General features: G+C 73.2%; 24 protein-coding genes. 6 read left to right on the top strand and 18 right to left on the bottom strand.

Translation table 11 applies throughout. From position 1 onward, the window contains the following. The 14 genes from hpnH to GL259_RS32865 all read right to left on the bottom strand — a co-directional run bounded on the left by hpnH (nucleotide 1) and on the right by GL259_RS32865 (nucleotide 15,873). The gene (gene hpnH / locus GL259_RS32930) at nucleotides 1-1,023 is read right to left on the bottom strand and encodes an adenosyl-hopene transferase HpnH (protein WP_159536915.1); all 1,023 of its coding nucleotides are present in this window, start codon (nucleotides 1,021-1,023) and stop codon (nucleotides 1-3) included. 5 nt (nucleotides 1,024-1,028) lie between these two features. Beyond that, on the bottom strand, nucleotides 1,029-1,670 hold the full coding sequence (locus GL259_RS32925) for a 1-hydroxy-2-methyl-2-butenyl 4-diphosphate reductase (protein ID WP_159536914.1): 642 nt from the start codon (nucleotides 1,668-1,670) through the stop codon (nucleotides 1,029-1,031). Further along, on the bottom strand, nucleotides 1,670-3,730 hold the full coding sequence (gene shc, locus GL259_RS32920; protein WP_159536913.1) for a squalene--hopene cyclase: 2,061 nt from the start codon (nucleotides 3,728-3,730) through the stop codon (nucleotides 1,670-1,672). Before shc ends, GL259_RS32925 begins: the two co-directional genes overlap by 1 nt. 119 nt (nucleotides 3,731-3,849) lie before the next feature. Then, nucleotides 3,850-4,914 (bottom strand): polyprenyl synthetase family protein, encoded by a 1,065-nt coding sequence (locus GL259_RS32915; RefSeq protein WP_159539174.1) that lies wholly within the window; start codon nucleotides 4,912-4,914, stop codon nucleotides 3,850-3,852. A gap of 71 nt (nucleotides 4,915-4,985) precedes the next feature. After that, complete coding sequence (hpnE, locus tag GL259_RS32910; RefSeq protein WP_159536912.1) at nucleotides 4,986-6,413, bottom strand: hydroxysqualene dehydroxylase HpnE; 1,428 nt, start codon at nucleotides 6,411-6,413, stop codon at nucleotides 4,986-4,988. Nucleotides 6,414-6,546: 133 nt separating this feature from the next. Beyond that, nucleotides 6,547-7,497, bottom strand: coding sequence for a presqualene diphosphate synthase HpnD (gene hpnD / locus GL259_RS32905; RefSeq protein ID WP_166461588.1), 951 nt, complete (start codon nucleotides 7,495-7,497; stop codon nucleotides 6,547-6,549). Continuing rightward, complete coding sequence (gene hpnC, locus GL259_RS32900) at nucleotides 7,494-8,405, bottom strand: squalene synthase HpnC (protein WP_159536910.1); 912 nt, start codon at nucleotides 8,403-8,405, stop codon at nucleotides 7,494-7,496. The genes hpnD and hpnC overlap by 4 nt, the downstream gene beginning before the upstream one ends. Before the next feature lie 360 nt (nucleotides 8,406-8,765). After that, nucleotides 8,766-9,554 carry an ABC transporter ATP-binding protein gene (locus tag GL259_RS32895; protein WP_159536909.1) on the bottom strand — a complete coding sequence of 263 codons (789 nt, stop codon included), beginning with the start codon at nucleotides 9,552-9,554 and terminating at the stop codon, nucleotides 8,766-8,768. Further along, nucleotides 9,547-10,482, bottom strand: a complete 936-nt coding sequence (locus GL259_RS32890) for an ABC transporter permease (RefSeq protein ID WP_159536908.1) — start codon at nucleotides 10,480-10,482, stop codon at nucleotides 9,547-9,549. The genes GL259_RS32895 and GL259_RS32890 overlap by 8 nt, the downstream gene beginning before the upstream one ends. 98 nt (nucleotides 10,483-10,580) lie before the next feature. After that, nucleotides 10,581-11,453, bottom strand: a complete 873-nt coding sequence (locus GL259_RS32885) for a glycosyltransferase (protein WP_208026548.1) — start codon at nucleotides 11,451-11,453, stop codon at nucleotides 10,581-10,583. 8 nt (nucleotides 11,454-11,461) lie between these two features. Then, nucleotides 11,462-12,241, bottom strand: a complete 780-nt coding sequence (locus tag GL259_RS32880; RefSeq protein WP_166461587.1) for a CDP-alcohol phosphatidyltransferase family protein — start codon at nucleotides 12,239-12,241, stop codon at nucleotides 11,462-11,464. Beyond that, entirely contained in the window at nucleotides 12,219-13,280 is a 1,062-nt protein-coding gene (locus tag GL259_RS32875; protein ID WP_159536905.1) for an iron-containing alcohol dehydrogenase family protein, read from the bottom strand. The genes GL259_RS32880 and GL259_RS32875 overlap by 23 nt, the downstream gene beginning before the upstream one ends. Beyond that, nucleotides 13,268-14,020, bottom strand: coding sequence for a phosphocholine cytidylyltransferase family protein (locus GL259_RS32870; protein WP_159536904.1), 753 nt, complete (start codon nucleotides 14,018-14,020; stop codon nucleotides 13,268-13,270). Before GL259_RS32870 ends, GL259_RS32875 begins: the two co-directional genes overlap by 13 nt. Beyond that, entirely contained in the window at nucleotides 14,017-15,873 is a 1,857-nt protein-coding gene (locus tag GL259_RS32865; RefSeq protein WP_159536903.1) for a DUF5941 domain-containing protein, read from the bottom strand. The genes GL259_RS32870 and GL259_RS32865 overlap by 4 nt, the downstream gene beginning before the upstream one ends. Before the next feature lie 285 nt (nucleotides 15,874-16,158). Between GL259_RS32865 and galE the strand changes: the two genes are divergently transcribed. The 3 genes from galE to idi all read left to right on the top strand — a co-directional run bounded on the left by galE (nucleotide 16,159) and on the right by idi (nucleotide 19,094). Further along, a complete protein-coding gene (galE, locus tag GL259_RS32860; protein ID WP_159536902.1) occupies nucleotides 16,159-17,130 on the top strand; it encodes a UDP-glucose 4-epimerase GalE in 972 nt (323 codons plus the stop codon). 144 nt (nucleotides 17,131-17,274) lie between these two features. Then, nucleotides 17,275-18,213 (top strand): cation diffusion facilitator family transporter, encoded by a 939-nt coding sequence (locus GL259_RS32855; RefSeq protein WP_159536901.1) that lies wholly within the window; start codon nucleotides 17,275-17,277, stop codon nucleotides 18,211-18,213. Nucleotides 18,214-18,500: 287 nt separating this feature from the next. Next, nucleotides 18,501-19,094, top strand: coding sequence for an isopentenyl-diphosphate Delta-isomerase (idi, locus tag GL259_RS32850; RefSeq protein ID WP_159536900.1), 594 nt, complete (start codon nucleotides 18,501-18,503; stop codon nucleotides 19,092-19,094). 19 nt (nucleotides 19,095-19,113) lie between these two features. Here the strand turns inward: idi and GL259_RS32845 are convergent, their stop codons facing one another. Together GL259_RS32845 and GL259_RS32840 are read right to left on the bottom strand one after the other, a co-directional pair. Continuing rightward, nucleotides 19,114-19,617 carry an ATP-binding protein gene (locus tag GL259_RS32845; RefSeq protein ID WP_159539173.1) on the bottom strand — a complete coding sequence of 168 codons (504 nt, stop codon included), beginning with the start codon at nucleotides 19,615-19,617 and terminating at the stop codon, nucleotides 19,114-19,116. Nucleotides 19,618-19,791: 174 nt separating this feature from the next. Continuing rightward, the gene (locus tag GL259_RS32840) at nucleotides 19,792-20,451 is read right to left on the bottom strand and encodes an HdeD family acid-resistance protein (protein WP_159536899.1); all 660 of its coding nucleotides are present in this window, start codon (nucleotides 20,449-20,451) and stop codon (nucleotides 19,792-19,794) included. A 113-nt stretch (nucleotides 20,452-20,564) separates the two neighbouring features. Between GL259_RS32840 and GL259_RS32835 the strand changes: the two genes are divergently transcribed. Further along, the gene (locus tag GL259_RS32835) at nucleotides 20,565-21,323 is read left to right on the top strand and encodes an enoyl-CoA hydratase/isomerase family protein (protein ID WP_159536898.1); all 759 of its coding nucleotides are present in this window, start codon (nucleotides 20,565-20,567) and stop codon (nucleotides 21,321-21,323) included. On the opposite strand, the gene GL259_RS32830 is transcribed toward GL259_RS32835, so the two are convergent. Together GL259_RS32830 and GL259_RS32825 are read right to left on the bottom strand one after the other, a co-directional pair. Beyond that, nucleotides 21,295-21,945: a DJ-1/PfpI family protein gene (locus GL259_RS32830; protein ID WP_159536897.1), complete on the bottom strand. Its 651-nt coding sequence runs from the start codon at nucleotides 21,943-21,945 to the stop codon at nucleotides 21,295-21,297. The genes GL259_RS32835 and GL259_RS32830 overlap by 29 nt on opposite strands. Nucleotides 21,946-21,955: 10 nt before the next feature. Continuing rightward, nucleotides 21,956-22,924 (bottom strand): GlxA family transcriptional regulator, encoded by a 969-nt coding sequence (locus GL259_RS32825; RefSeq protein ID WP_159536896.1) that lies wholly within the window; start codon nucleotides 22,922-22,924, stop codon nucleotides 21,956-21,958. A 179-nt stretch (nucleotides 22,925-23,103) separates the two neighbouring features. Here GL259_RS32825 and GL259_RS39400 point away from each other — a divergent pair, with 179 nt between their 5' ends. Together GL259_RS39400 and GL259_RS32815 are read left to right on the top strand one after the other, a co-directional pair. Next, on the top strand, nucleotides 23,104-23,235 hold the full coding sequence (locus tag GL259_RS39400) for an LPFR motif small protein (RefSeq protein WP_004980301.1): 132 nt from the start codon (nucleotides 23,104-23,106) through the stop codon (nucleotides 23,233-23,235). 105 nt (nucleotides 23,236-23,340) lie between these two features. After that, on the top strand, nucleotides 23,341-25,725 hold the full coding sequence (locus tag GL259_RS32815; RefSeq protein WP_159536894.1) for a Tex family protein: 2,385 nt from the start codon (nucleotides 23,341-23,343) through the stop codon (nucleotides 25,723-25,725). Nucleotides 25,726-25,952 lie beyond the last annotated feature (227 nt).

Raw genomic sequence — 25,952 nt, 5'->3', positions numbered from 1 at the left:
TCACCCCCGGTTCCCGGAGACGGTCTCGCGCAGGGCGCGCAGCGACTCCTTCAGGGACCCCATGGTGGCGAGGACGGCGGTGGGCTCGTAGCCGCAGTGCGCCATGCAGTTGGCGCAGCGCGGGTCCTTGCCGCGCCCGTACCGGTCCCAGTCGGTCTCCTCGATCAGCTCCCGGTAGGTCGGCACGTACCCGTCGCTCATCAGGTAGCAGGGGCGCTGCCAGCCGAAGAGGGAGTAGTTCGGGATCGCCCACGCGGTGCACGGGAAGTCGACCCTGCCCTCGAGGAAGTCCAGGAACAGCGGGGAGTGGTTCAGCCGCCAGCGGCGCCGGTTGCCGCCCGCGAAGGCCTTCCTGAACAGCTCGCGGGTCTGCTCCACGCCCAGGAAGTGCTCCTGGTCGGGGGCCTTCTCGTAGGCGTAGGCGGGCGAGATCATCATCTCGTCGACCTCGAGGTCGTCGTTGAGGAAGTCGAGCACCTCGACGACGGTCTGCGGGGTGTCGGTGTTGAAGAAGGTCGAGTTGGTGGTGACCCGGAAGCCGCGCCGCTTGGCCTCCTTGATGGCCTCCACGGCCTCGTCGAACACCCCCTCCTTCGCGACGGACTCGTCGTGCCGTTCCCGCAGCCCGTCGATGTGCACGGCGAACGCGAAGTACCGGGAGGGGGTGAACCTGTCCATCTTCTTGCGCAGCAGCACGGCGTTGGTGCACAGGAAGACGTACTTCCTCCTGGCCACCAGCTGCCGCACGATCTCGTCGATCTGCGGGTGCATCAGCGGTTCGCCGCCGGCGATCGACACCATCGGGGCACCCGACTCCAGGACCGCGCCCACGGCCTGGGCCACCGGCATGCGCTGCTTGAGCACCCCGGCCGGGTGCTGGATCTTCCCGCAGCCCTCGCACTTGAGGTTGCAGGCGAAGAGCGGTTCCAGCTCGACGATGAGCGGAAACTTGTCCCGCCGGCGGAGCTTCTGTTCGGCCAAGTATGTAGCGACCTTGATGGACTGGCGCAGCGGCATGGCCATCTGGCTCACCTCCTGGGGAGCAGCGAGGAACGGTGCCATTCATAGAAAGCCGGAAGTACGGAACGAAGAACACGGAAAGCCGATATTCCACCGCGCACCGTGCCGATCCGGACCAGCTCGTGTTCCGGAGCGTCCACGACCACCCGGACGGCCGCAACCGGGCGCTCACCCACACGGACGGCACTCAGCAGCGTGGCCGCCGACTCCATGTCGACCGCGATCGCACCGGTCGCGAGCAGATCGGACCGTTCCTGACCGCGCACGACGTGGTCGGATCCGGTGAGCGGACCGGTGTGGACGGTGCGGCCGGGCACCGTCCGCACCAGCTCCTTCACCAGCAGGTCGGTCCCGGTGCACGGCACACCGCCGCGCGGGTCCCGGGTCTCCTCGGCGACGACCAGGTCGCCGGGGTGCATGCCGGGGGCGAGCCCCGCGCAGAAGCCCGTGGCCAGGACGGCCGCCCCGCGCAGGGCCGGGTCGGCGAGCACCCGGGTGACGGAGCGCTCGGCCGCCGCCGGCCCCATGCCCGTGCGCAGGACCGTGACGGGCCCGCCCGCGCCGCCGCGCTCGCCGGAGCGCAGGGCGAACTGCTCGATGCCGAGCGCACAGGCGATCAGCAGCGGAGCCGGAGCGGGCCGGGCGCCCATCAGCTGCCCTTCGCCTCGGCGAGGGACTGCTCCTGGCCGGCGTCCTCCCGCAGGATGCCGGTCTTCGCCGCCAGGGGCTTCTTGGCGAAGGGCTCCCCGTTCACGTACCGGCCGAGCGCGGTGAGCGGGAAGACCTGCCGGTAGAGGTGGTAGTTGATGGAGAAGTCCCAGGGGAAACCGGTGCCGGTGAAGTACGGCTCGTCCCAGGAGCCGTCCTCGCGCTGGGTGGCGGCCAGCCACTCGATGCCGCGTTCGACGGCCCGGGACTCCCTCTCCCCCGCCGCCAGCAGCGCCATCAGCGCCCATGCCGTCTGCGAGGCGGTCGAGGCGCCCCGGCCGCTCCACTGCCTGACGTCCCGGTAGGAGCGCAGGTCCTCGCCCCAGCCGCCGTCGTCGTTCTGGACCGACTCCAGCCAGGCCACGGCCCGCCGGATCGCCGGGTGCGAGCCGGGGATCCCGGCGGCGACCAGCGCGGGGACGACGGAGCCGGTGCCGTAGAGGTAGTTGACGCCCCAGCGTCCGAACCAGGAGCCGTCCGGCTCCTGCTCGGCGAGCAGCCACCGGATGCCGCGCCGGGTGCGCGGGTCGTGGGCGAGGCCCTCGACGGCGAGCATCTCCACGACGTGCGCGGTGACGTCGGCGGACGGCGGGTCGACGACCTCACCGAAGTCGCAGAACGGCAGCCGGTTGGGGAAGGGGCTGGTGTTGTCCACGTCGAAGGCGCCCCAGGCGCCGTTCCTCGACTGCATGCCGAGGTTCCAGCGCACCCCGCGACCGATGGCGTTGTCCACCCGCTCGGGATCGTGGTGCTTGACCCGGCGCAGCGCGAGGACCACCTCGGCGGTGTCGTCGATGTCGGGGTAGTTGTCGTTGTGGAACTCGAACGCCCAGCCCCCCGGCGGCAGGTGGGGTCTGCGCACGGACCAGTCACCGGGCCGCACGATCTGCTCGCCCAGCATCCAGTCGGCCGCCTTGACCAGTTGCGGGTGGTCGGCGGGCAGGCCCGCGTCGGCCAGCGCGATGGTGGCGAGGCAGGTGTCCCACACCGGGGACTGGCAGGCCTCGATCATCCGGGCCCCGTCCTCGCGCCACACGGCGAACCGGTCCAGCGACTCCAGCCCGGCGCGCATCACGGGGTGGTTCAGGTCGTAGCCGAGCAGGTGGAGCGCGATGATCGAGTACACGGCCGGGGGCTGGATGCCGCCCCAGCAGCCGTCGTTCTCCTGGCGCTCGACGATCCAGCGGGCGGCGGTGTTCATGGCCGCCTCGCGCAGCCGGCGCGGGACGGCCCTGCGCAGGACGTGCAGGGCCTTGTCCAGCCGCTGGAAGGCCCCGTCCCAGCTGGCCGCCGGGGCGAGGGGCCGGGGCGGGGCGGGGCGGGCGGGGTCGGTGTGCAGTTCGTCGAGCGGGAACGGGGCGGGGCGCACCGGGCGCTTGGCGGAGACGATCGTCAGCGGGACGATGGTCTGCCGGGCCCAGCAGCCGAAGTCGTAGATGTTGAGCGGCATCCAGGACGGGAACCAGATCAGCTCGGGCGGGAGCTCGGGCAGGTCCTCCCACTTCCACCAGCCGAACAGGGCCAGCCAGATCCGGGTGAAGACCCGGGAGGCGGCGACGCCGCCCCGCTCGCGGACCCAGGCGGAGGCCCTCGCCATGTGCGGGGCGTCGGGCGGGTCGCCCGCCAGACGCAGTGCGACGTACGCCTCGATGGTGGTGGAGAGTTCCCCGGGTCCGCCGTGGAAGGTGGCCCAGGTGCCGTCCGCGCGCTGCTCCCCGCGGATGAACAGGGCGGCGGCGCGGGTGGTCCCCTCGTCGAGGATGCCGAGGAACTGACGCAGCAGCAGGTCCTCGGCGTCCATCGTGACGTTGGTCTCGAGGTCGCCCTTCCACCAGCCCTCGTCGTCCTGCCGGGACAGCAGGAAGTCGGTGGCGCGCCGCATGGCGCGGGCGGCGATGTCGGGAACCCCGGCCGCCTCGGGGATGTCGGTGTCTTCTTCGCTGGCCGCGGTCACGCGGGGCGGCAGGGCCGCCCCGGTGCTTCCGTCGGTCGTCGCTGTCATGGCTTCCCCTTCGTGCAGTCCTGCAAGTCGTGCGTCTGCTGTGGGTCCGCCGTCGGCCGGTGCCGTTCTCCCCGCAACACCGGCCGGCGACTACGCGAGGGCTATTCGACCGATAGTGATCATCTCTTTCGTACGACGACGAAGTCCGCGAGCGCCGTGAACTGTTCCCGCACCCGGTCGGGCATGTCGACGGCGTCGAGGGCTTCGATGGCGATGGTGTGCTGACGGCGTGCCTCTTCGGCGGTCCACTCGCGGCCGCCCGCCTCCTCGATGAGGGCCGCGCGGGCCGCGAACTCCTCCTCGGAGAAGTTCGCGAAGTCGCTGCTCTTGGCGTCGGCGGCGAGGATCTCGCCGAGCCGCACGGAGGCGTCGCCGCCCGCCGCGAGCGCGGCCACGACCGGGAGGGACTTCTTGCGCTGGCGCAGGTCGCTCCAGGTCTGCTTGCCGGTGGCCTCCGGGTCGCCCCAGATGCCGAGGAGGTCGTCGACGGCCTGGAAGGCGAGGCCGAGGTGGTAGCCGTACCTCTCCAGGCTGTCGGCGGTGCGCTCGTCCGCACCGCCGAGCACCGCGCCGATGGAGCTGGCGCAGGCGAGCAGGGCGCCGGTCTTGTTGCCCTCCATCTCCAGGCACTCCTCGACGCTGACGCGGTCGCGGTGCTCGTAGGAGATGTCCTGCGCCTGGCCGTCGATGAGCGCGCGGCTCGCGGTGGTCAGCCGGCGGGTGGCGCGGCCCGCCTCGACGGTGCCGAGTTCCAGCAGCACCTCGTTGGCCAGCGCGAACAGGGCGTCGCCGACCAGGATGGCCTGGGCGGGACCGTGCACCTTCCAGACCGTGTCGCGGTGCCGGCGCTGTTCGTCGCCGTCCATCAGGTCGTCGTGCAGCAGCGAGAAGTTGTGGACCAGTTCGACGGCGACCGCGCCGGGGACACCGGTCTCCGGCGCGGCCCCGGTGACCTCGGCGGACAGCACCGCGAGCGCGGGACGCACGGCCTTGCCGCCGTCGCCGTCCGCGGGACGGCCCTCGGCGTCGATCCAGCCGAAGTGGTAGGCGGCGACCGTGTCCATGGGAGGCGCCAGACGGTCGACGGCCGCCCGCAGTACCGGCGTGGCCAGGGTCCGGCCGCGCTCCAGGAGCGCGGACACGTCCGCCGCGGTCCTTCGAGCGGCCTGCGAGGCCGGGGGCACAGTGGGCACAGTCTCTCCTCTTGTTGCTTTACCGGGGGTGCGGAGGTCTGCCGCGCCGTGCTGGTGGAGCGTCACGCCGCCTCCTCGATCGCGAAGAGGTGGCGGGGGCGGGGCCGGCCCAGGGCGCCCAGCGCGGCGTCCGCCGCGCCGACGCCGCTGCGGACCGCACTCTCCATGGTCGCGGGCCACCCCGTGGCGGTCCACGCGCCGGCCAGGTACAGGCCGGGTGCCTTGGTGCGGGCGCCGGGCCTGAGCCGTCCGACGCCGGGAGCGGGAACGAACGTGGCGGCGCGTTCCCGGGTGACGAAGAAGTCCTTCACGCGGGCGCCGCGGGTGCGCGGCAGCAGCCGGTGGAGTTCGGGCAGGTAGCACTCGCGCAGCGCGGCCACGGGCTCGTCGATCTCGTCCTGGGCGACCGACTGGGACAGCGCCAGGTACTGGCCCTCCTTCAGCCCGGACGCCTCGGTGCGGTCGAAGACCCACTGCACGGGGGTGCCGAGGGCCGCGAGGAAGGGCCGCGCGAGGACCTTGCGGTCGTAGACGACGTGGACGTTGAGGATCGGCGCGGTGCCGATGCCGAGCAGCCGCTCGGGGGCGTCCAGCGCGCCCGCGGGCAGCAGTCCGTACGCCTCGCCCTGCGGTACGGCGAGGACGACCGCGTCCGCGTCGAGGGTCTCGCCGGCGGCCCGGACGCTCCACCCTCCGTCGCCGTTCGCGAAGACGGAGGTGACCCGTGTGCGGACCTCGGTGCGCACGCCCGCGGAGTCGAGCGCCGCGCGGGCGAGCCGGTCGTGCAGTTCGCCCAGGGGCACGTGCGCCCAGCCGATGTCGGCCGCGCCCGGGTCGGACAGCAGACCGGTCTTGAACACCATGGCGGCGAGCGACAGGGAGGCGTCGCCCGCGACCGCGTTGAGGGTGGCGACCCCGACCAGGTCCCACAGGGCCTCGACGGCGCGCGCCGACTGGCCGTGCGCGGTCAGCCAGCTGCCGAAGTCCTGGGTGTCCAGGGCCGGATCGGCGAGGTCGAGCCCCTTCAGCGCGAGCGCGGCCCGGCCCACCCTGGCGCGGTCGGCGAGCGAGAGGTGCGGATACGCGGCGAGGCTGCGCCCGAGGTGCAGGGGCACGGGCAGCGCGTCGCGCCGCAGCCGGCCGAGCCGCCGTCCCTCGGGACGCGTGACGTCGACGACGGGCACGTCGAGACGGTCCTGCAGCGGTGCCAGCGCCGCCCCGCCGATCCGGTCGAGGAACCAGCGGTAGGCGGTGCAGCAGCGCAGGTAGACGTGCTGGCCGTTGTCGACGGTCAGGTCGCCGCGCCGGAAGGAGAAGGCGAGTCCGCCGAGGCGGGGCCGGCCCTCGAGCAGGGTGACGCGCACCCCGGCGTCGGCGAGCGCGAGCGCGGCGGTGACGCCGGCGAGCCCGCCGCCGACCACGACGGCGTGCCTCCCGGCATGTACCGGGCCGCCCGCGGGCGGCCCCTCGGATCGTGTGCCGTGGGTCATCGTGCGCCCTCCCCTGCCCGGCCGCCGTGCCGGAGCGGTGCACGGCCGGCCGTCTCCGTCTGGGACGCGGCGTCGTGGCGGAGGGTTGCCCGCCGCTTCTCGCCGGGGGCACCGCCTGGGAGTGGTGTGTCCATCAGGTGCGCCTCCTGACGGTCCGCCGGGTCACGTGCCGGGTGTCCAGTCCGGACAGGCCGCGCACCGCGACGTACGCCTTCTCGCGTCCGGGCAGGGAGACCCGGCCGCGCAGCACGGCCCCGGGGTCGCGCTCGATGCGGTCGAGCAGCCGGCGGTAGATGCCGGCCATGGCGGCGACGCAGGCGCCGCTGCGCCGGTCGAGCAGGGGGAGCAGCCGGTAGCCCTCGGCGAAGAGGGCGCGGGCCCGGCGCACTTCGAAGTGCACGAGGCCCGCGAAGTCGGAGCCCTCCGGTGGGGTCGGTCCGCCGAACCCGGCCGAGCAGCCGAACTTGGCGAGGTCGTCGGCGGGCAGGTAGGTGCGCCCGCCCTCGGCGTCCTCGCGGACGTCCCGGAGGATGTTGGTGAGCTGGAGCGCGAGGCCGAGGGTGTCGGCGTACTCGGGTGCGCGCTCGGCGCCGCGCGCGCCCCGCTCCGTGCCGAACACGCCGAGCGAGAGCCGTCCGATGGCGCCCGCGACACAGCGGCAGTAGACCTTCAGGTCGTCCCAGGTCTCGTAGGTCTCGCCGCGCAGGTCCATCTGGACGCCGTCGATGAGTTCGTCCAGGCCGCCGAGCGGGATCGGGAAGTGGTCGGCGGCGTGGGCCAGGGCGACCGCGACCGGGTCGGTGTCGTCCTCGTCGACCGCGCCGGCGCGGATCCGGGCGAGCAGCGCCCGGGTGTCCTCCAGCCGGGTGACCTTGACGTCGTCCGCCAGCGCGCCGTCGCCGATGTCGTCGACGCGCCGGGAGAAGGCGTACAGCGCCGACATCGCGCGCCGCTTGGGCGTCGGCAGCAGCCGGATGCCGTAGGCGAAGTTGCGGGCCTGGTGTCCGGTGACGGCCTCGCAGTAACGGTAGGCGGCGAGTACCGGTGCGGATGCGTGCGGTTCCGACTCCACGGCCCGGATCACCCCTCTCCTCGCAGAGTCGTGCCCGCCTCGCGCAGCAGCCGGAGCTTGCCGGGCTTGGGCGGGCCGGGAAGTACGTCGTATCCGGCGGCGGCGATCGCGTGGACGGCCGCTCTCCCCCCAGCCACGAACCCCGCGAGCAGCAGCCTCAGTCTGCCGTGGACGCTACCCACCAGGGGGGCGCCTTCATCCAGCAGCTCCCCGGCGCGTTGGGCCTGGTACGCGACCAGTGCGCGCACCGATGCGCCGGCGGTGTCCGCGGCGAGGTCCGCCTCCTGGACGTGAAAGCGCTTCATGTCCGCGGCGGGCAGGTAGATGCGGTCGCGGCCGAGGTCCTCGGCGACGTCCTGGAGGTGCTCGACGATCTGCAGGGCCGTGCAGATCGCGTCGGAGCGGCGGACGCGCTCGGGCGTCGAGGTGCCGGTGACGGCGAGGACGAGGCGGCCGACGGGGTTGGCCGACAGCTCGCAGTAGGCGAGCAGGTCGTCGTAGGTCTCGTACCGCTTGACCAGCTGGTCCTGGCGGTTGGCGGCGATCAGGGCGAGGAAGGGCTCGGGGGTCAGCGCGCGGCGGCGGACCGCCGGCCGGAGCCTACGCAGCAGCGGATGGCGCGGCCCGGGGGCGGACGCGTCGAACACGCGGCGCAGATCGGCCTCGAAGGCGTCCAGCAGCACCAGCCGGTCCTCGGCCTCCTCGGCGCGGACGCCGAGGAGGCGGGCGTCGCCGCCGCCGGGGGCCAGGTCGCCGTCGCCGATGTCATCGACCAGACGGGCGAAGCCGTACACGGCCATGAGGTCGTCGCGCCAGGGCCTGGGCAGGAAGAAGGGGGCCACGGGGAAGTTCTCGGTGGCGGCCTTGTCGAGCGTGGCGCGCTCGGGATCGACGGCGCGCGCCGTGCCGGTGGACGTCACCGCGGGCTGCCCTGGGCGGGGACGGCACATGCTGCGCTCAGCCGGGGAGTCTCCGTAGCCATTGCCGTCACATCTCCCGTTCTACACTGCCAACCCAATGCACACTATTTCGGACACGCCCGCCCGGGCTCCCGCCCGGCGGCCTCGCTGGATGGTGTCGGGCATTATGGCCCTGATTGCCGCCTTTCGGGACCGGTACAGCTTACGTTGTACAACGCGGCGTGTTCCGCCGGGGGTCCGGCACATCACAACAACACACCGATCGGCGTCAAGATTCCTCGCCCGCACGGGAGTTGGCCCCTCCTTCGCAGACGCCGGGCCCCACCGGAGCAGTTCCGGCGGGGCCCTGGCCGCATCGGGCTACTTCCCGGTGAACTTCTCGTACTCCTTGAGCACCTCGTCGGTCGGCCCGTCCATGCGCAGCTCACCGCGCTCCAGCCACAGGACGCGGTCGCAGGTGTCGCGGATCGACTTGTTGTTGTGGCTGACCAGGAACACCGTCCCGGCCTCCTTGCGCAGCTCGCGGATGCGCGCCTCGGAGCGCTTCTGGAACTTGCGGTCGCCGGTGGCCAGCGCCTCGTCGATCATCAGGACGTCGTGGTCCTTGGCGGCGGCGATGGAGAAGCGCAGCCGGGCCGCCATGCCGGAGGAGTAGGTGCGCATCGGCAGGGTGATGAAGTCGCCCTTCTCGTTGATCCCGGAGAAGTCGACGATCTCCTGGTAGCGGGCCTTGATCTCCTCGCGGGACATGCCCATCGCGAGCCCGCCCAGTATGACGTTCCGTTCACCCGTCAGGTCGTTCATCAGGGCGGCGTTGACGCCGAGCAGGGAGGGCTGGCCGTCGGTGTAGACCTTGCCCTTCTCCGCGGGCAGCAGGCCGGCGATGGCCCGCAGCAGGGTCGACTTGCCGGAGCCGTTGGAGCCGATCAGGCCGATGGCCTCGCCCCGGTAGGCGACGAAGGAGACCCCGCGCACGGCGTGCACCTTGCGCACGCCCCGCGCCTCGTCGTCCTTGCCCCGCCTCAGGATGCGGCTGAGCGCCGCCGTGGCGGATCCCTTGCCGGTCTTGGCACCGTTGACGCGGTAGACGATGTGCAGGTCGTCCGCGATGACGGTGGGGACGCGTGCGCCCGTCGTCTCGTCAGCCACGGCCGTACCTCTCCTCAGCCTTCCAGAAGTAGACGAAGCCGACCGTGCCGGCCAGTACCGCCCAGCCCGCCGCGAACGCCCACACGTGCGGGGGCAGGTACGAGGAGCCGTAGTCGTCGATCATCGCGAACCGGACCAGGTCCATGTAGACCGCGGCCGGGTTCCACTGCAGCACGTCCGCCAGCCAGCCGGGCACGTCCTTGTCCGCGAGCATCGCCGGGATGCTGAACATCACGCCCGAGGCGTACATCCAGGTGCGCAGCACGAACGGCATCAGCTGCGCCAGGTCCGGCGTCCGGCTGCCCATCCGCGCGAAGATCAGCGCCAGCCCGGTGTTGAACACGAACTGCAGCAGCAGCGCGGGCACCACCAGCAGCCACGACAGGGCCGGCGGACTGCCGAACGCCAGCACCACCACGACCAGCACCAGCATCGAGAACAGCAGCTGCTGCAGCTGCTGCAGCGCGAAGGAGACCGGCAGCGAGGCCCGCGGGAAGTGCAGCGCCCGCACCAGCCCCAGGTTCCCGGAGATCGCCCGCACCCCGGCCAGGACCGAGCTCTGCGTGAAGGTGAACACGAACACGCCCGTCACCAGGAACGGCACGTAGACGTCGCCCGGGATGCCCCGGTTGGCGCCCAGCAGCAGACCGAAGATGAAGAAGTACACGGCCGCGTTCAGCAGCGGCGTCGCCACCTGCCACAGCTGCCCGAGCTTGGCCTGGCTGTACTGGGCGGTCAGCTTCGCCTGCGAGAAGGCGACGATGAAGTGCCGCCGCCCCCACAGCTGACGGACGTACTCGGCCAGCGACGGCCGGGCACCGCTGACGGACAGCCCGTACTTGGCGGCGAGCCGTTCCGCCGTGAGGCCCTCGTCGGGCGGCACGGGCGCGCTCACCGCGACCGTGCCGTCGTGCGTTGTCTCACTCACTGGTGGAAAACTTTCGTCTTCGTGATGCGCGGCCTGTGCGGGCCTGGCATGAGCCGGGGAGCCTGGGTACGGCCCCGATGTTCCCGGATACGAGCTTGTCAGATGACGGGGGGCCGGCCCAGTCGGGTCAGCCGCCACACCGTACGCCACTTCATGGGCCGGCGGGATCCGCAGGAGGTGGCCCAGCCCTCCCGGAATCCGCCGAACCACGCCTTCAGGGCGGGACGCGAGGGGCGGCGCAGGAGAGTGAGGAGCATCCAGACGCCCAGGTAGACCGGGACCAGGAGCGCGGGGAGGTTGCGGCGGGCCAGCCAGACGCGGTTGCGGGCGACCATGCGGTGGTAGACCGCGTGCCGCGAGGGGGCGGTGGTCGGGTGGTACAGCACCATGTCGGACCGGTAGTCGATCATCCAGCCCGCGTCGAGCGCCCGCCAGGCCAGGTCGGTCTCCTCGTGGGCGTAGAAGAACTCGTCCGGCAGTCCGCCGACCTCGGCGAAGACCCGGGTGCGCACGGCGTTGGCGCCGCCGAGGAAGGTGGTCACGCGGGAGGAGCGCATCGGGTCGGAGGCGCGCAGCCGGGGTACGTGACGGCGCTGGGTGACGCCGGTCTCCGGGTCGGCTATGCGGAAGCTGATGATGCCGAGCCTCGGATCGGCCGCGAAGGCCTCGCGGCACAGCTCGGCGGTGTCGTGGTGCGCCAGCAGTCCGTCGTCGTCGAGGAACAGCAGGACGTCGACGTCCCGGCCGCCGGGGCCGAAGGCCTCGATGCCGACGTTGCGGCCGCCGGGGATGCCGAGGTTCTCCGGCAGCTCGATCGTCCGCACGCCTTCGGGGACGTCCGGGACGGGCGAGCCGTTGCCGACCACGACGACCTCGACCGGGTCGCCGTCCTGCTTGGCGACCGAGTCGAGCAGGGCGCGCAGCTCGTCGGGGCGGTTGCCCATGGTGATGATCACCGCACCGACCTTCATGCGGGCGCTCACTTCAGCCTGCTGGAGGCGAGGATGGACACCAGGTGCAGCAGGGTCTGCAGCAGGGCGATGCCGGCGAGGACGGCGGTGCCGAGCCGGGTGAAGAACAGGTCGTCGCGGACCGCGTCCGCGATCGCGAGGACCAGGATCAGCAGGGACGCCTCGATGCCGAGGATCAGCCGGTGGAACTTGAGCGCGGCGGCCGCCCGGCGGGCCAGCGCCATGCCGGAGGAGCGCGGCTCGGACGCGGCCTCCTTGACGGGCGGCAGGCCGCCCTGGTGGCGGGCGACGCCGACGAGGTCGGTCTCGGCCTTGACCAGGATCGCGCCGAGCGCGGCCAGGGTGCCGAGGAAGGCCCAGAGCCAGTCGACGCGCCCGGTGCCCCACAGGTCGGCGGCGCGCAGGCCCAGCCCGACCAGGACGGCGGCGTCGCACAGGTAGGCGCCGACCCGGTCGAGGTAGACGCCGCCGAGCGAGTACTGCTTCTTCCAGCGCGCGATCTCGCCGTCGACGCAGTCCAGCAGGAGGTACAGCTGGACCATGACCACGCCGAGGACGGCCCCCGTGATCCCCGGCACCAGCAGCGCCGGGGCCGCGAGGACGCCGAAGACGGTCATCAGGTACGTGAGCTGGTTGGGCGTGACCCTGGTGTTCACCAGGTAGCGGTCCACCCGCAGGGACACCTCTCGCATGTAGAGGCGGCCCATCCAGTGCTCACCGCTTCGCCGGTCCTTGACCCCCGGGGGGTGCACGACCGGACGGAGTTCAGCTACCGATGGCCTTGACATAGTCGGCGTAGACGTCCTTGATCTGTTCGGTCTTCAGGTCGAGATGCTCGAGGATCGTGTAGCGGCCGGGCCGGGTCTCCGGGGCGAACTCGACGGCCCGGACGAACTCGTCCGGCGTGAATCCGATCTCCTGAGGCAGCACCGGCAGCCCGTGCCGGCGCAGTACCTCGGCCATGTACGCGGACTCCTCGTGCGCCCCCCGCAGGTACATCGCGAAGGCCGCGCCCAGTCCGCACTGCTCGCCGTGGGCGGCGGCGCGTCTGGGGAAGAGCAGGTCGAAGGCGTGGTTGATCTCGTGGCAGGCCCCGGAGGACGGCCGCGAGTCGCCGGAGACCGACATGGCGATGCCGGTGAGGACCAGTGCCTCGGCCAGGACCTGCAGGAAGGCGTCGTCGCCGACACCGCCCGGGTGCCGCAGCACCGCCTCGCCCGCCTGCCGGGCCATGGCCGCGGCGAGGCCGTCGACCTTCTCGCCCTTGACCCGGTGGGCGAGCTCCCAGTCGGCGACCGCGGAGATGTTGGAGATGGCGTCGCCGATGCCGGAGCGCACGAAACGGATGGGTGCCTCACGGATCACGTTCAGGTCGATGACGACCGCGATCGGGTTCGGCACACCGTACGAGCCGCGGCCCGCGTCGTTGTCGAGCGTGGCGACCGGCGAGCACAGGCCGTCGTGCGCGAGGTTGGTGGCGACCGCGACCAGCGGGAGGCCGACGCGGGCCGCCGCGAACTTGGCGCAGTCGATGATCTTGCCGCCGCCGAGGCCGACGACCGCGTCGTAGTGGCCGGCCTTTATGGCGCCCGCCAGCCGGACCGCGTCGTCGATGGTGCCGCCGCCGACCTCGTACCAGGTGGCGCCGGGCAGACTCGGTGCGATGCGCTCGCGCAGGCGGGCGCCCGATCCGCCGCTGACCGCGATGGCCAGCCTGCCGGAGTGCGAGATGCGCTCGTCGGCGAGGACGCAGCCCAGGTCGTCGAGGGCGCCGGGGCGGATGTCGACGACGAGCGGGGAGGGGATGAGCCGGGTCAGTACTGGCACGCGATCTCCCGTCCGCGGGCGAGGTCGTCGTGGTTGTCGATCTCCACCCACTTGACGTCGCCGATCGGCGCCACGTCGATCCGGAAGCCTCGGTTCACGAGCTCCTGGTAGCCGTGCTCGTAGAACTGCTGCGGGTCGGTCTCCCAGACCGTCCTCAGCGCGTCGGCGAGCTCGGGGGCCGCGTCGCCCTCGATGAGGGTGACGCCGATGTACTCGCCGGTGGCCTCGGCGGGGTCCATCAGCTTGGTGATCTTCGTCATGCCCCTGTCGGGGTCGACGACGACCTTCATCTCCTCGTCCGCCAGCGGCTTCACGGTGTCGAGGGCGAGGATGATCCTCCTGCCGTCACCGCGGGCGGCGAGCAGCGTCTTCTCGACGGAGACCGGGTGGACGGTGTCGCCGTTGGCGAGGATCACGCCGTCCGCGAGGGCGCCACGGCCGCACCACAGGGAGTAGGCGTTGTTCCACTCCTCGGCCTTGTCGTTGTCGATGAGGGTGAGCCGGAGACCGTACTTCTTCTCCAGGGCCGCCTTGCGCTCGTACACGGCCTCCTTGCGGTAGCCGACGATGATCGCGGCCTCGGTCAGGCCGATCTCGGCGAAGTTGCCGAGGGTGAGGTCGAGAACCGTCGGTTCGCCGTCTATGCCCGCGGGCCCCACCGGCACCAGCGCCTTGGGAAGGCTGTCGGTGTAGGGGCGAAGACGCCGTCCGGCGCCGGCCGCCAGCACGAGGCCGATCATGCGGGTTCTCCTTCATCGTGTACGGCAGGTGCCCCGACCCGGTGGGCGGACACCCAGAAGCGGATGCTCTCGGCGAGCACCAGCAGGGCCACGGCCACGGCGAGCACCGTGAGCGCGACCGTGAACTGCGGGGCGGTGAGCAGGGCCGCCAGGACGGCGACCGCCAGGACGCGGCCCTCGTGCCCCCCGATCGCCCGCACCAGCCAGTGCGGGGGCGCGCCGGCGTTGCCGCGGATGCGGTAGACCGTGTCGTAGTGATGGTAGGCGACCGCGGACACCAGCCCGTAGGCCGCGGGAAGCGCTCCGTTCACGTCCGCGTCGGCCGCCAGTGCCAGGACGGTGCCGTACTCGGCGGCGCGCAGGAAGGGGGGGACGAGCCAGTCGAGGGCGCCCTTGAGGGGGCGGGCGACGGCCAGGGCTGAGGTCAGGACGTAGGCGCAGGCGGCGACGGCCGTCCACGGGCCGCCGAAGCCGGTGGACACGGCCGTGGCGACGACGGCCAGGCCGCCGAGCAGCGCGACGGCGGGGGCGGCGACGCCGGGCAGCCGGCGTGCGGGGGCCCCCAGCGGACCGGCGAGGGCCTCGGCGAGCGGGCCGGAGTCGGCGAGGTCGGCGAGCGCGCGGGCCGCCCGGTCGGTGCGGCGGGCCCTGCGGGTCAGCGAGCGCAGGACGCGGCCCGCCGTGGTGTACGTGGCCGCGAGGGCGCAGCCGGCCAGCAGGGCGTAGAAGGTGATCCGGGGGGTGGTGACGGCCGTGAGGACGGCGATCATGGCCCAGCGTTCGCCGATCGGCAGGACGATCATGCGGCGCACCCAGACCGTCCAGCCGACGCTGTCGAGCCGGTCGGAGAGGGCGGCGGTGGGGCTGGTGTTGGCGGTGGCGTCGTGGTTGGCCTCGTTGAACGAGAAGTCGACCACGTGCCGGCAGGTCTGCAGGACCATCGCGCCGAGGGCGAGGGCCCACACGTCGTCACCGCCGCGGGCCGCGCCGAGGGCGAGGCCCGCGTAGTAGGCGTACTCCTTGGCGCGGTCGAAGGTGGCGTCGAGCCAGGCGCCGAGGGTCGAGTACTGCAGGGAGTAGCGGGCGAGCTGGCCGTCGGTGCAGTCCAGCACGAAGGAGGCGATGAGCAGCACGCCGGCGGCCACGAAGCCGCCGCGGGTTCCGGTGGCGGCGCAGCCGGCCGCTATGAGCGCGGTGAGCAGCGAGGCGGTGGTGACCTGGTTGGGGGTGAGGCCCCGGCGGGCGCACCAGCGGGCGATGTAGCGGGAGTACGGGCTGATGAAGTAGGTGGTGAAGAAGCCGTCGCGGGCCTTGACCGCCGACTTCAGGCGGACGGCCTCGTCGTCGACGGCGGCGACGGCCCGGCGGGCCTCGTTGCGGGCCTGCGGGTCGCCGGGGACGGTGGCGACGAGGCGGCCGAGCTCGGGCCGGTGCACGTCGGCGCCGTCGGTGTCCAGGGCGCCGGCGATGCGGTCGGCGAGGCCGTCGACGAGGGTGGTGCCGCCGGCCGCCGGGCCGTCACCGGCGGTCTCGGCGGTCCGGCCGCCGGCCGCGGAGTCCTCGCGGGCCAGGGCGCGGGCCAGGGCCGCCCGGCCGGCCGGGCGGGCGGTGACGGCGCCCGGGATCGCGGCGAGCTCGAAGCGGGGGTCGGTGAGGCCGAGGCGCAGCGCGTGCAGATGGCCCACGAACCGGGCGTCGACCACCGCGACCCGTTCCCCCGCCGGCACCGCGGCGAGCAGGGCCTCGGCCTCGGCGGTGCCGGACGCGGTCCGCACGTCGAACCCGAGGGAGCGCAGATCGCCCTCGAGCGACGAACCGGGGACCGGCTGACCGGTGAGGATGGCGGTCGACAACCGAACTCACTCCCTGGGTGCCGACGCGTCCACGTCGGTCATGTACATGGTGGGGCGCCCGTGCGGTGACCTCCGGGCGGCATGTCGGCAGAGGCTATCGGATGCCCGGAAGCGCGTGTTCACCGCCCGTTCGACGGCTGGATCGACGCGGTTCGCCCACACCGCTGCCGCGATCATCATCGGGGATGCGGGGCCCGCCCCACAAACCGTGCCGCCAGAAGGGACACCGGGGCCCATGCGGGACATTGCGGGCCGCCCGGCCCGCTCGGCATAGGGTGGGCGACCATGACATGGCTGATCACCGGCGGAGCCGGTTACATCGGGGCACACGTGGCGCGGGCCATGGCCGATGCCGGGGAGCGCGTCGTCGCGCTGGACGACCTCTCGGCCGGGGTGCCCGCGCGGCTTCCCGCCGACGTCCCGCTGGTCAGGGGCTCGTCGCTGGACGGCGACCTGCTCAAGCGGGTCCTCGCGGAGCACGGGGTGACGGGGGTCGTGCACCTCGCCGCGCGCAAGCAGGTCGCCGAGTCCGTGGCGCAGCCGACCCGGTACTACCGGGAGAACGTCGGCGGTCTCGCGACGCTCCTGGACGCCGTCGCGGAGGCCGGGATCGAACGCTTCGTGTTCTCCTCCTCCGCGGCCGTGTACGGCGACCCCGGTGTGGACCTCATCACGGAGGACACGCCCTGCTCCCCGGTGAACCCGTACGGCGAGACCAAGCTGGCCGGCGAGTGGCTGGTGCGGGCGGCGGGCCGCGCGCACGGGATCGCCACGGTGTGCCTGCGCTACTTCAACGTGGCGGGGGCGGCGTCGCCGGAGCTGGCCGACACCGGGGTCTTCAACATCGTGCCGATGGTCTTCGACCGGCTCACCCGGGACGAGGCCCCGCGGATCTTCGGCGACGACTACCCGACCCCGGACGGCACCTGCATCCGTGACTACATCCACGTGGCCGATCTGGCGGACGCCCACCTGGCGGCGGCCCGCCGGCTGTCCGGCGGGGGCCCCGCCGGCGACCTGACGGTGAACATCGGCCGCGGCGAGGGCGTCTCGGTGCGCGAGCTGATCGCGGTCATCGGCGAGGTCACCGGTGACACCCGCGCCCCGCTGGTCGAGGGCCGCCGCCCCGGTGACGCGCCCCGCGCGGTGGCGTCGGCCACCCGGGCGGCCGAACTCCTCGGCTGGACCGCCCGGCGCTCGGTGCACGAGATGGTCGACTCGGCCTGGCGGGGCTGGCGGGCGCACCGCGGCAACTGACCCGCCCCCGGGTCCCCACGGCCCTGACCTGCGAGGCGTTTGCGCAGGTCAGGGCACATGACAACGGTGTTCAGTGCCGCGTTGCCGGATACCCCCGGCCCGTAGTTGACTGTGATCCGGACAGATCACGGAAGGGCGGCTTTCATGGGGGCTGGGCACGATCACGGGCACGCGCACGGCGCGTCCGCCGGCGGTACCGCGAGCGCGGCGTACCGCGGCCGGCTGCGGGTGGCGCTGGCGATCACGCTCGGCGTCATGGTGACCGAGCTCGTCGGCGGTGTGCTGGCCGACTCGCTCGCCCTGGTCGCGGACGCGGCCCACATGGCGACGGACGCCCTGGGCCTGGGTATGGCGCTGCTCGCGATCCACTTCGCGAGCCGCCCGCCGAGCGAGCGCCGCACCTTCGGCTACGCCCGCGCGGAGATACTGGCCGCGCTGGCCAACTGCCTGCTGCTGCTCGGCGTCGGCGGTTACGTGCTGTACGAGGCGGTCCAGCGGTTCATCACCCCGGCCGGCACCGAGGGCGGCCTGACGATGGTGTTCGGCGCGATCGGTCTGGTCGCCAACCTGGTGTCGCTGACGCTGCTGATGCGCGGGCAGAAGGAGAGCCTGAACGTGCGCGGCGCCTTCCTGGAGGTGGCGGCGGACGCGCTCGGCTCGGTGGCGGTGATCGTGGCCGCGCTGGTGATCCTGACCACCGGCTGGACGGCCGCCGACCCGGTCGCCTCCCTGGTGATCGCGCTGATGATCGTGCCCCGCACCTGGAAGCTGCTGCGCGAGACCCTGGACGTGCTGCTGGAGGCGGCGCCCGAGGGCGTCGACATGGCCAGGGTGCGGGCGCACATCCTGGCCACGGACGGCGTGGAGGACGTCCACGACCTGCACGCCTGGACGATCACCTCGGGGATGCCGGTGCTCTCCGCGCACGTGGTCGTCAGCTCCGAGGTCCTGAACGCCATCGGGCACGAGAAGATGCTGCACGAGCTGCAGGGCTGTCTGGGCGACCACTTCGACGTGGAGCACTGCACCTTCCAGCTGGAGCCCCACGGGCACGCGGAGCACGAGGCGCGGCTCTGCCACTGACGCGTCCCGGCCGGGCGCGCGGGCGCGCCCGGCGGGCGGGAAACGCCTCCTTCCGCCCCCCTCGGCGGCGTCCCTGCGCCCACGGCGCCCGGTGCGGACGGTTCCCCTCCGGCCGCTGCGGGCACGATCGCCTTCCGGGTCACGCTTCCGGGCCCCGCCTTCCGGTCTCCGGCCGGTGCCGTCCGCCTCCCGCGCCGTCCCCGGGACATGCGGGTGTGCGGCGGAGTGCCGGGAGTGCCGGATTCGTGCGGCAGACTTGGGGCGCGAGGACCGAGTGAAGGATGGGTATGCCGATCACACCTGCCACCGCGACGCACGGCGCGTCGGACGGCACCGCAGAGGCGATTTTGCTGGAACTGGTCGACGAGGACGGTGTGACGATCGGCACCGCGGAGAAGCTGGCCGCCCATCAGCCGCCGGGGCGGCTGCACCGGGCGTTCTCGGTCTTCCTGTTCGACGAGTTCGGGCGGCTGCTGCTCCAGCAGCGCGCGCTGGGCAAGTACCACTCCCCCGGTGTGTGGTCCAACACCTGCTGCGGTCACCCCTATCCCGGTGAGGCGCCGTTCGCGGCGGCGTCCCGGCGGACGTTCGAGGAGCTGGGGGTCTCGCCCTCCCTGCTCGCCGAGGCCGGCACGGTCCGCTACAACCACCCGGACCCGGCCTCGGGTCTGGTGGAGCAGGAGTACAACCACCTCTTCGTCGGCATGGTGCAGTCCTCGCTGCGGCCGGACCCGGCGGAGGTGGCGTCGACGGCGTTCGTGACCCCGGCCGAGCTGGCGCGGCGGCACGCGAAGGACACGTTCTCGTCCTGGTTCATGACCGTCCTGGACGCGGCCCGCCCGGCGGTCCGGGAGCTGACGGGGCCGTCGGCCGGCTGGTGACCGCAGGACCGGCCGCCGGCTAGAGCTGCGCGGGTTTGAGCGGCAGGGCGGCCCAGATCACCTTGCCGCCGCTCGCGGTGTGCTCGACGTCGCACACCCCGCCCGCCTCACGGGTGATCTCGTACACCAGGAGCAGCCCCCGGCCGCCGGTGCGGCCGTGGTCGGCCTCCAGGGCGGTCGGGCGGTAGGGGTGGTTGTCCTCCACGGACACCCGGATCCACTCGGCGCCGACGGCGACCTCGACGGCGAGCACCGGGGACAGCAGCGCCGCGTGCCGCACGGCGTTGGTGACCAGCTCCGAGACGATCAGCAGCAGCCCCTGCAGCACGTCGTCCGCGACCGGCACCCCCTGGCGCAGCAGCAGGTCCCGCACGGCGTGGCGGGCCTGCGGGACCGAGACGTCGACGGCCGGGGCGGTGAACCGCCAGACGCCTTCGTACGGCAGCGGACCCGCGCTCCCCGCCTCGACGGGGCCTTCCGCGCCCTGTGGGCGTGGGCCGGGCCCGCGCCCCTGGTCGTCCATCGTCCGGTCGCCACCCTCGCGCTCGATTGTCGCCACACGTCGAGTGTTGGTAAGGATCCGCTCCGCACCGAAGCGCTGAACACAAGTGGGCGCATATCGAGCGCTTCTGACCGTTGGCGTATGACACCGTCGATTGCGGGACTGTTCCGGTCCGCCGTGTGCCGTGTCGGCGAACTATTCGGGTTGTACGGGTTCGGCGGCCGACGGGTCCGTCCCGTGCGGCCGCTCCCTCCGCGTCCTGCGTGCGTCCTCCTCACCGGCCAGCCGGTCGGAGACCATGCCGACGATCCTGCGTCCGCCGTAGCCGGTGGCGATCAGGCCGAGCCCGTCGAAGAGCAGGGCGAGGGAGAAGAACGTACCGATGACGTACCGGCTGCTGCTCGGCCAGGAGGCCAGCACCAGGATGCCGAGGAGCAGTCCGAAGGCTCCCTGCACGAGCGTCCAGCCGAACTGCGGTCCGCGCACCACCAGGCTGCCCACGAGCCGGAACACCCCTCCGGTGAGGAACAGCAGCGCGGCGAACATGGTCAGCGCCTCGGCCGAGGCCTCCGGGGTCTTCAGGACCACCACGCCGGCCGCGATGTTCAGGGCCGCGACGACCACGCCGAGCCAGAAGAAATTGGTGTGCCGGGCCTGGACGGCGTGCAGCAGCCCGACCACGCCGCCGATCAGCAGCAGCCAGCCGAACAGCAGCATCGTGGTCAGGGTGGCGACGGCGGTGTGGACGAGGCCGGCCAGCCCCGCGAGGACCAGGATCACTCCGAGCACGGCGAGCCAGCCGAAGCCGCGGCTCAGTTTCGCCGCCTCGCCGTGGGGCTTGGTGGAACGGGTCATGAGCGCCTCCTCGCTCCCGTGCCCCCTCTCCCCAGTCTCCGCCGTCCGCCCGTGCGGCGCCGAGCCGACTCCCGCCGATCAGCGCTCCAACCGGGGCGGATAGCATCCGGCGCATGGAGGAGCCCCAGCTGCTGCACGGCGTCGCCGACTCGGTCGCCACGGTCGTCATCCGTCATCCGGCGAAGCGCAACGCCATGACGGCCGCGATGTGGGCCGCCCTGCCGCCGCTGCTCGACGCGCTGGCGGCCGACCCGGGGGTGCGGGCGCTGGTACTCACCGGCGAGGGCGGGACGTTCTGCGCGGGGGCCGACATCTCCACGCTCCAGGGGTCACCGCTCCGGGCCCAGCGGCTGGCCGTCGCGGCGGAGGAGGCGCTCGCCGCCTTCCCCAAGCCGACCGTGGCGGCGGTCCGGGGGCACTGCGTGGGCGGCGGTGCGCAGCTGGCGGCGGCCTGCGACCTGCGGTTCGCGGAGCGGGGGGCGCGGTTCGGCGTGACGCCGGCGAAGCTCGGGATCGTCTACCCGGCGTCCTCCACCCGGCGGCTGGTGTCGCTGGTGGGACCGGCGACCGCCAAGTACCTGCTGTTCTCGGGCGAGTTGATCGACGCCGAGCGGGCCCTGCGCGCCGGCCTGGTGGACGAGGTGCTGCCCGGGGGCGAACTGGACGGGCGGGTCGCGGAGTTCACCCGGATCCTGGCGTCCCGCTCGCAGCTGACGCAGGCCGCGGCGAAGGAGTTCGCGGACGGCCGCACCGACCGCGACGCCCACTGGGAGGAGCAGGCGCGCGGAAGCGGCGACGCCGCGGAGGGGGTCGCCGCCTTCCTGGAGCGCCGGCCGCCGCGCTTCACGTGGACCGCGGCTGCTCCAGGATGAAGCGGCTCCCCGACCGGAGCCTCTCCACGAGATGCGCGGGCGCCTTCCCCGGCGATCCCGCGTCGTAGGGCGGCTGGGGGTCGTACTCCGTGGCGAGCTGGACCGCCTGGGCGTGTTCGTCCCCGGCGATCCGGCCGAGCAGGGTGAGGCCCATGTCGATGCCGGACGAGACGCCGGCCGCCGTCATGTACTTGCCGTCGGTGACGACCCGCTCCCCCGTCGGTTCGGCGCCGAACCGCCTCAGCTGGTCCAGGGCCAGCCAGTGCGAGGTCGCACGGCGCCCTTCGAGGAGCCCGGCGGCGGCGAGCAGCAGGGAGCCGGTGCACACGGACGTCGTCCAGGTGCTGGTGGCGTCGGCGGTGCGCAGCCAGTCCAGCAGGGCCTCGTTCTCCATCTGGGGCGTCTGCCCGGGGCCGCCGGGGACGACGACGATGTCCGGGCTCTGCACCTCGGCCAGGGTCCGGTCCGCGGTGAGCGCGAGCGCACCGGTGTCGGCGCGCACGGGTCCGGTCCGCTCGGCGACGAAGACGGTCCGCGCGTCCGGGAGGCGGCCGAGGGTCTCGTACGGGCCCACGGCGTCGAGGGCGGTGAAGCGGTCGAAGAGGACGACGGCGATCTGCATCGGTGGCCTTTCAGGGGCGGGCGGGCGTGGGAGCGGGCCGGAAGCGGCGTCGGTACTCCGCCGGTGACGCGCCGAGGGCGCGGACGAAGGCGCGCCGCATCGCCTCGGGGGTGCCGTAGCCGCTGGCGCGGGAGATCTCTTCGACGCCGTCACCGGTGTCCTCCAGCAGGCGCCGGGCGTGCTCGAGGCGTACCCGGTCGACGTAGCGGCCCGGCGTCGTGCCGGTCTCGGCGCGGAAGGCGCGGGCGAAGTGGCGCGGGGAGAGGGCGGCGCGGGCCGCGAGCGCCTCGACGGTCAGCTCGGCGTCGGGGTGCTCGGTGATCCACTGCTGGACCTCGCGCAAGGGCTCGCGCCGCGCGGTCTGGGCGGCGAGCTGGGCGCTGAACTGCGCCTGGTTCCCGGGGCGGCGCAGGAACACCACCAGGTGCCGGGCGACGGTGAGGGCGGCCTCCCGGCCCAGGTCCTCCTCGACCAGGGCGAGCGCCAGGTCGATGCCCGAGGTGACGCCGGCGGACGTGGCGACGCGGCCGTCGCGGACGTAGATGGGATCGGGGTCGACGTCGACGGCCGGGTGGTTGCGGGCCAGCGTGTCGCAGTAGGCCCAGTGCGTGGTGGCGCGGCGGCCGTCCAGCAGCCCGGCCCCGGCGAGCAGGGCCGCTCCCGTGCAGACGGAGACCAGGCGCTCGGCGCGCGGGCCGTGCCGGCGCAGCCAGTCGGTCAGTCCCGGATCGGGCCGGCGGGTGCCCCGGCCCCCGGGGACCAGGAGCGTGTGCGGGTCGGGCGCGGCGTCCAGGGCCCCGTCCGGTACGACGGTCAGGCCGCTGCCGGTGCGCACGGGAGCGCCGTCCAGGGAGGCGGTGCACAGCCGGTACGTGCCCGGCGTGTGCGTCTCGGCGCCCGCGAAGACCTCCACGGGGCCGGTGACATCGAGGCTCTGCACGCCGTCGAAGAGGACGACGAGCACGGTTCGCTGCGCCATGCGGTCGATTCTCGGCGGGGCCGCGTCATGGCCGCAATGACGGGTTCCCCACCTTTCCTGCCATGCCCGGCAGGCAGGCAGGGGGCGGCATGCATGTTGAAGCGTTGACGAGGTACACGCTCCGTCACGAAGTCCGTCCCGGCCGCCGCGGCCGGGAGACGAAACGGAAGGGGAAACACGTGTTCCGTGCCATCGCAGACGTCCTGCGCCAGATCGGCGGCGCCGTCGCCACCGTCGTGACACTGCCGTTCCGGGCGCTGGCCCGGCTCTTCGGCGGGGCCTCGTCCACCGCCCGCGGCCACCGCGCCTGACACCGCCCCCGCGGGGCCCGGGCGGGTCGCCGCCCTGATCCCCGGTTGTCGGCTCCACCTGCCACAATTGCCGCGCAACCTCAGTGGAGAAGGCGGTACGGGAACGTGACGACACCCCTCGCAGGGTCCATCGAAGGCAGGATCGCCGAGGAGCTCGGCGTACGGGAGCGGCAGGTCAAGGCCGCCGTGGAACTGCTCGACGGCGGTTCGACGGTGCCCTTCATCGCCCGCTACCGCAAGGAAGCGACCGAGATGCTCGACGACGCGCAGCTGCGCACGATCGAGGAGCGGCTGCGCTATCTGCGGGAGCTGGAGGAGCGCCGGACGGCGGTCCTGGAGTCGGTGCGCGAGCAGGGCAAGCTCACCGCCGAGCTCGAGGCCCGGATCCGGGGCGCGGAGACCAAGGCGCGCCTGGAGGACGTCTACCTGCCGTACAAGCCCAAGCGGCGCACCAAGGCGCAGATCGCGCGCGAGGCGGGGCTGGAGCCGCTGGCGGAGGGGCTGCTCGCCGATCCGGGTGTCGAGCCCCTCGCCGCGGCCGCCGCGTTCGTGGACGCCGGCAAGGGCGTCGCCGATCCGCAGGCCGCCCTGGACGGCGCGCGGGCGATCCTCACCGAGCGGTTCTCGGAGGACGCCGACCTGATCGGCGAGCTGCGCGAGCGCATGTGGGTGCGCGGCCGGCTGGCCGCCAAGGTGCGCGAGGGCAAGGAGGAGGCGGGCGCGAAGTTCGCGGACTACTTCGACTTCGCCGAGCCCTTCACCGAGCTGCCCTCGCACCGGGTCCTGGCGATGCTGCGCGGCGAGAAGGAGGAGGTCCTCGACCTCGTCCTGGAGCCGGAGGAGCCGGTGGACGGTCCGTCGTCGTACGAGGGGATCGTCGCGAACCGGTTCGGGATCGCCGACCGGGGGCGTCCGGGCGACAAGTGGCTGCTGGACACGGTCCGCTGGGCCTGGCGCACCCGCATCCTGGTGCACCTCGGCATCGACCTGCGCCTGCGGCTGCGCACGGCCGCCGAGGACGAGGCGGTGCGGGTGTTCGCGGCCAACCTGCGCGACCTGCTGCTGGCCGCACCGGCCGGCACGCGCGCGACGCTCGGCCTCGACCCCGGCTTCCGCACGGGCGTGAAGGTCGCCGTGGTCGACGCGACCGGCAAGGTCGTGGCCACGGACGTGATCCACCCGCACGTCCCCGCCAACCGGTGGGACGAGGCGATCGCCAAGCTGGCCCGGCTGGCGAAGGAGCACGCGGTCGAGCTGATCGCCATCGGCAACGGCACCGCCTCGCGCGAGACCGACAAGCTCGCCGGCGAGCTCATCACCCGGCACCCCGAGCTGAACCTGACGAAGGTGATGGTGTCCGAGGCGGGCGCCTCCGTGTACTCGGCCTCCGCCTTCGCCTCCCAGGAGCTGCCGGACATGGACGTGTCGCTGCGCGGCGCGGTCTCGATCGCCCGCCGGCTCCAGGACCCGCTGGCCGAGCTGGTGAAGATCGACCCCAAGTCGATCGGCGTCGGCCAGTACCAGCACGACCTGTCCGAGGTGAAGCTGTCGCGTTCGCTGGACGCGGTGGTGGAGGACTGTGTGAACGGCGTGGGCGTGGACGTCAACACCGCGTCGGCCCCGCTGCTCGCCCGGGTCTCCGGCATCACCTCCGGGCTCGCCGAGAACATCGTGGCCCACCGGGACGGCAACGGGCCGTTCCGGTCGCGGGCCGAGCTGAAGAAGGTCCCGCGGCTCGGCCCCAAGGCGTACGAGCAGTGCGCGGGCTTCCTGCGGATCCGCGGCGGCGACGACCCGCTGGACGCCTCCAGCGTGCACCCGGAGGCCTACCCGGTCGTCCGGCGCATGGTGAAGAGCTCCGGCCAGGAGGTCGCCTCCCTGATCGGCAACACGGCGGTGCTGCGGTCGCTGAGGCCGCAGGACTTCGTGGACGAGAAGTTCGGCCTGCCGACGGTCGGCGACATCCTCAAGGAGCTGGAGAAGCCGGGCCGCGACCCCCGGCCGGCGTTCAGGACGGCCGCCTTCAAGGAGGGCGTGGAGAAGATCTCCGACCTGGCCCCCGGGATGGTCCTGGAGGGCGTGGTGACGAACGTGGCCGCCTTCGGGGCCTTCGTCGACGTCGGTGTCCACCAGGACGGCCTGGTGCACGTCTCCGCGATGTCGAAGACGTTCGTCAAGGACCCGCGGGACGTGGTGAAGCCGGGCGACATCGTCAAGGTGAAGGTCCTGGACGTGGACATCCCGCGCAAGCGGATCTCGCTGACGCTGCGGCTGGACGACGAGGCGTCCGGGCAGGACCGGGCGGGCCAGGCGGGCGGCGGTGAGCGCCGGCAGCGCGGCGGGCGTCCGCCGCAGCAGCGCCAGGGCCGCCGCGGCGGCGGTGGCGGCAACGGCGGCGGCTCGCGCCAGGCGCCCGCGCCCGTGAACGGCGCGATGGCCGACGCCCTGCGCCGGGCCGGCCTGGTCGACCCGAAGAACGGCGGGCGCTGAGCCGGCTCCCCCGCGCCCGGGTCCCGCGCCGCGGGGTCCGGGCCGCACCGGGCCCCGGGTGAGCGGGGGTTCCCGGTGCGCGGGTCTCCGTGCCGGCCCCGGCCGTACGGCCGTCGCGGCGGACGTGCACCCGCCGCGGCGCGGTGGGGACGGGCGTCCGGGTGCGGGCGCACGCCCGCGGTGGCTTCCGCGCGACGCGGGGTCCGGCGGTGACGGCCTGGTGGCCG

Source organism: Streptomyces sp. Tu 3180 (assembly GCF_009852415.1).
GTDB lineage: Bacteria > Actinomycetota > Actinomycetes > Streptomycetales > Streptomycetaceae > Streptomyces.
The sequence above is the reverse complement of the archived record's forward strand: the minus strand, read 5'-3'. Positions and strand labels throughout refer to the sequence as shown.

Coding starts and splice junctions, on each gene's coding strand:
- galE (WP_159536902.1), top strand. CDS start 16,159: ATGACATGGCTGATCACCGGCGGAGCCGGTTACATCGGGGCACACGTG.
- GL259_RS32835 (WP_159536898.1), top strand. CDS start 20,565: ATGGAGGAGCCCCAGCTGCTGCACGGCGTCGCCGACTCGGTCGCCACG.
- GL259_RS32880 (WP_166461587.1), bottom strand. CDS start 12,241: ATGTCAAGGCCATCGGTAGCTGAACTCCGTCCGGTCGTGCACCCCCCG.
- GL259_RS32870 (WP_159536904.1), bottom strand. CDS start 14,020: ATGATCGGCCTCGTGCTGGCGGCCGGCGCCGGACGGCGTCTTCGCCCC.
- GL259_RS32885 (WP_208026548.1), bottom strand. CDS start 11,453: ATGAAGGTCGGTGCGGTGATCATCACCATGGGCAACCGCCCCGACGAG.
- GL259_RS32845 (WP_159539173.1), bottom strand. CDS start 19,617: ATGGACGACCAGGGGCGCGGGCCCGGCCCACGCCCACAGGGCGCGGAA.
- GL259_RS32830 (WP_159536897.1), bottom strand. CDS start 21,945: ATGCAGATCGCCGTCGTCCTCTTCGACCGCTTCACCGCCCTCGACGCC.
- hpnH (WP_159536915.1), bottom strand. CDS start 1,023: ATGGCCATGCCGCTGCGCCAGTCCATCAAGGTCGCTACATACTTGGCC.
- hpnE (WP_159536912.1), bottom strand. CDS start 6,413: ATGACCCACGGCACACGATCCGAGGGGCCGCCCGCGGGCGGCCCGGTA.
- GL259_RS32825 (WP_159536896.1), bottom strand. CDS start 22,924: ATGGCGCAGCGAACCGTGCTCGTCGTCCTCTTCGACGGCGTGCAGAGC.
- GL259_RS32840 (WP_159536899.1), bottom strand. CDS start 20,451: ATGACCCGTTCCACCAAGCCCCACGGCGAGGCGGCGAAACTGAGCCGC.
- idi (WP_159536900.1), top strand. CDS start 18,501: ATGCCGATCACACCTGCCACCGCGACGCACGGCGCGTCGGACGGCACC.
- GL259_RS32855 (WP_159536901.1), top strand. CDS start 17,275: ATGGGGGCTGGGCACGATCACGGGCACGCGCACGGCGCGTCCGCCGGC.
- shc (WP_159536913.1), bottom strand. CDS start 3,730: ATGACAGCGACGACCGACGGAAGCACCGGGGCGGCCCTGCCGCCCCGC.
- GL259_RS32925 (WP_159536914.1), bottom strand. CDS start 1,670: ATGGGCGCCCGGCCCGCTCCGGCTCCGCTGCTGATCGCCTGTGCGCTC.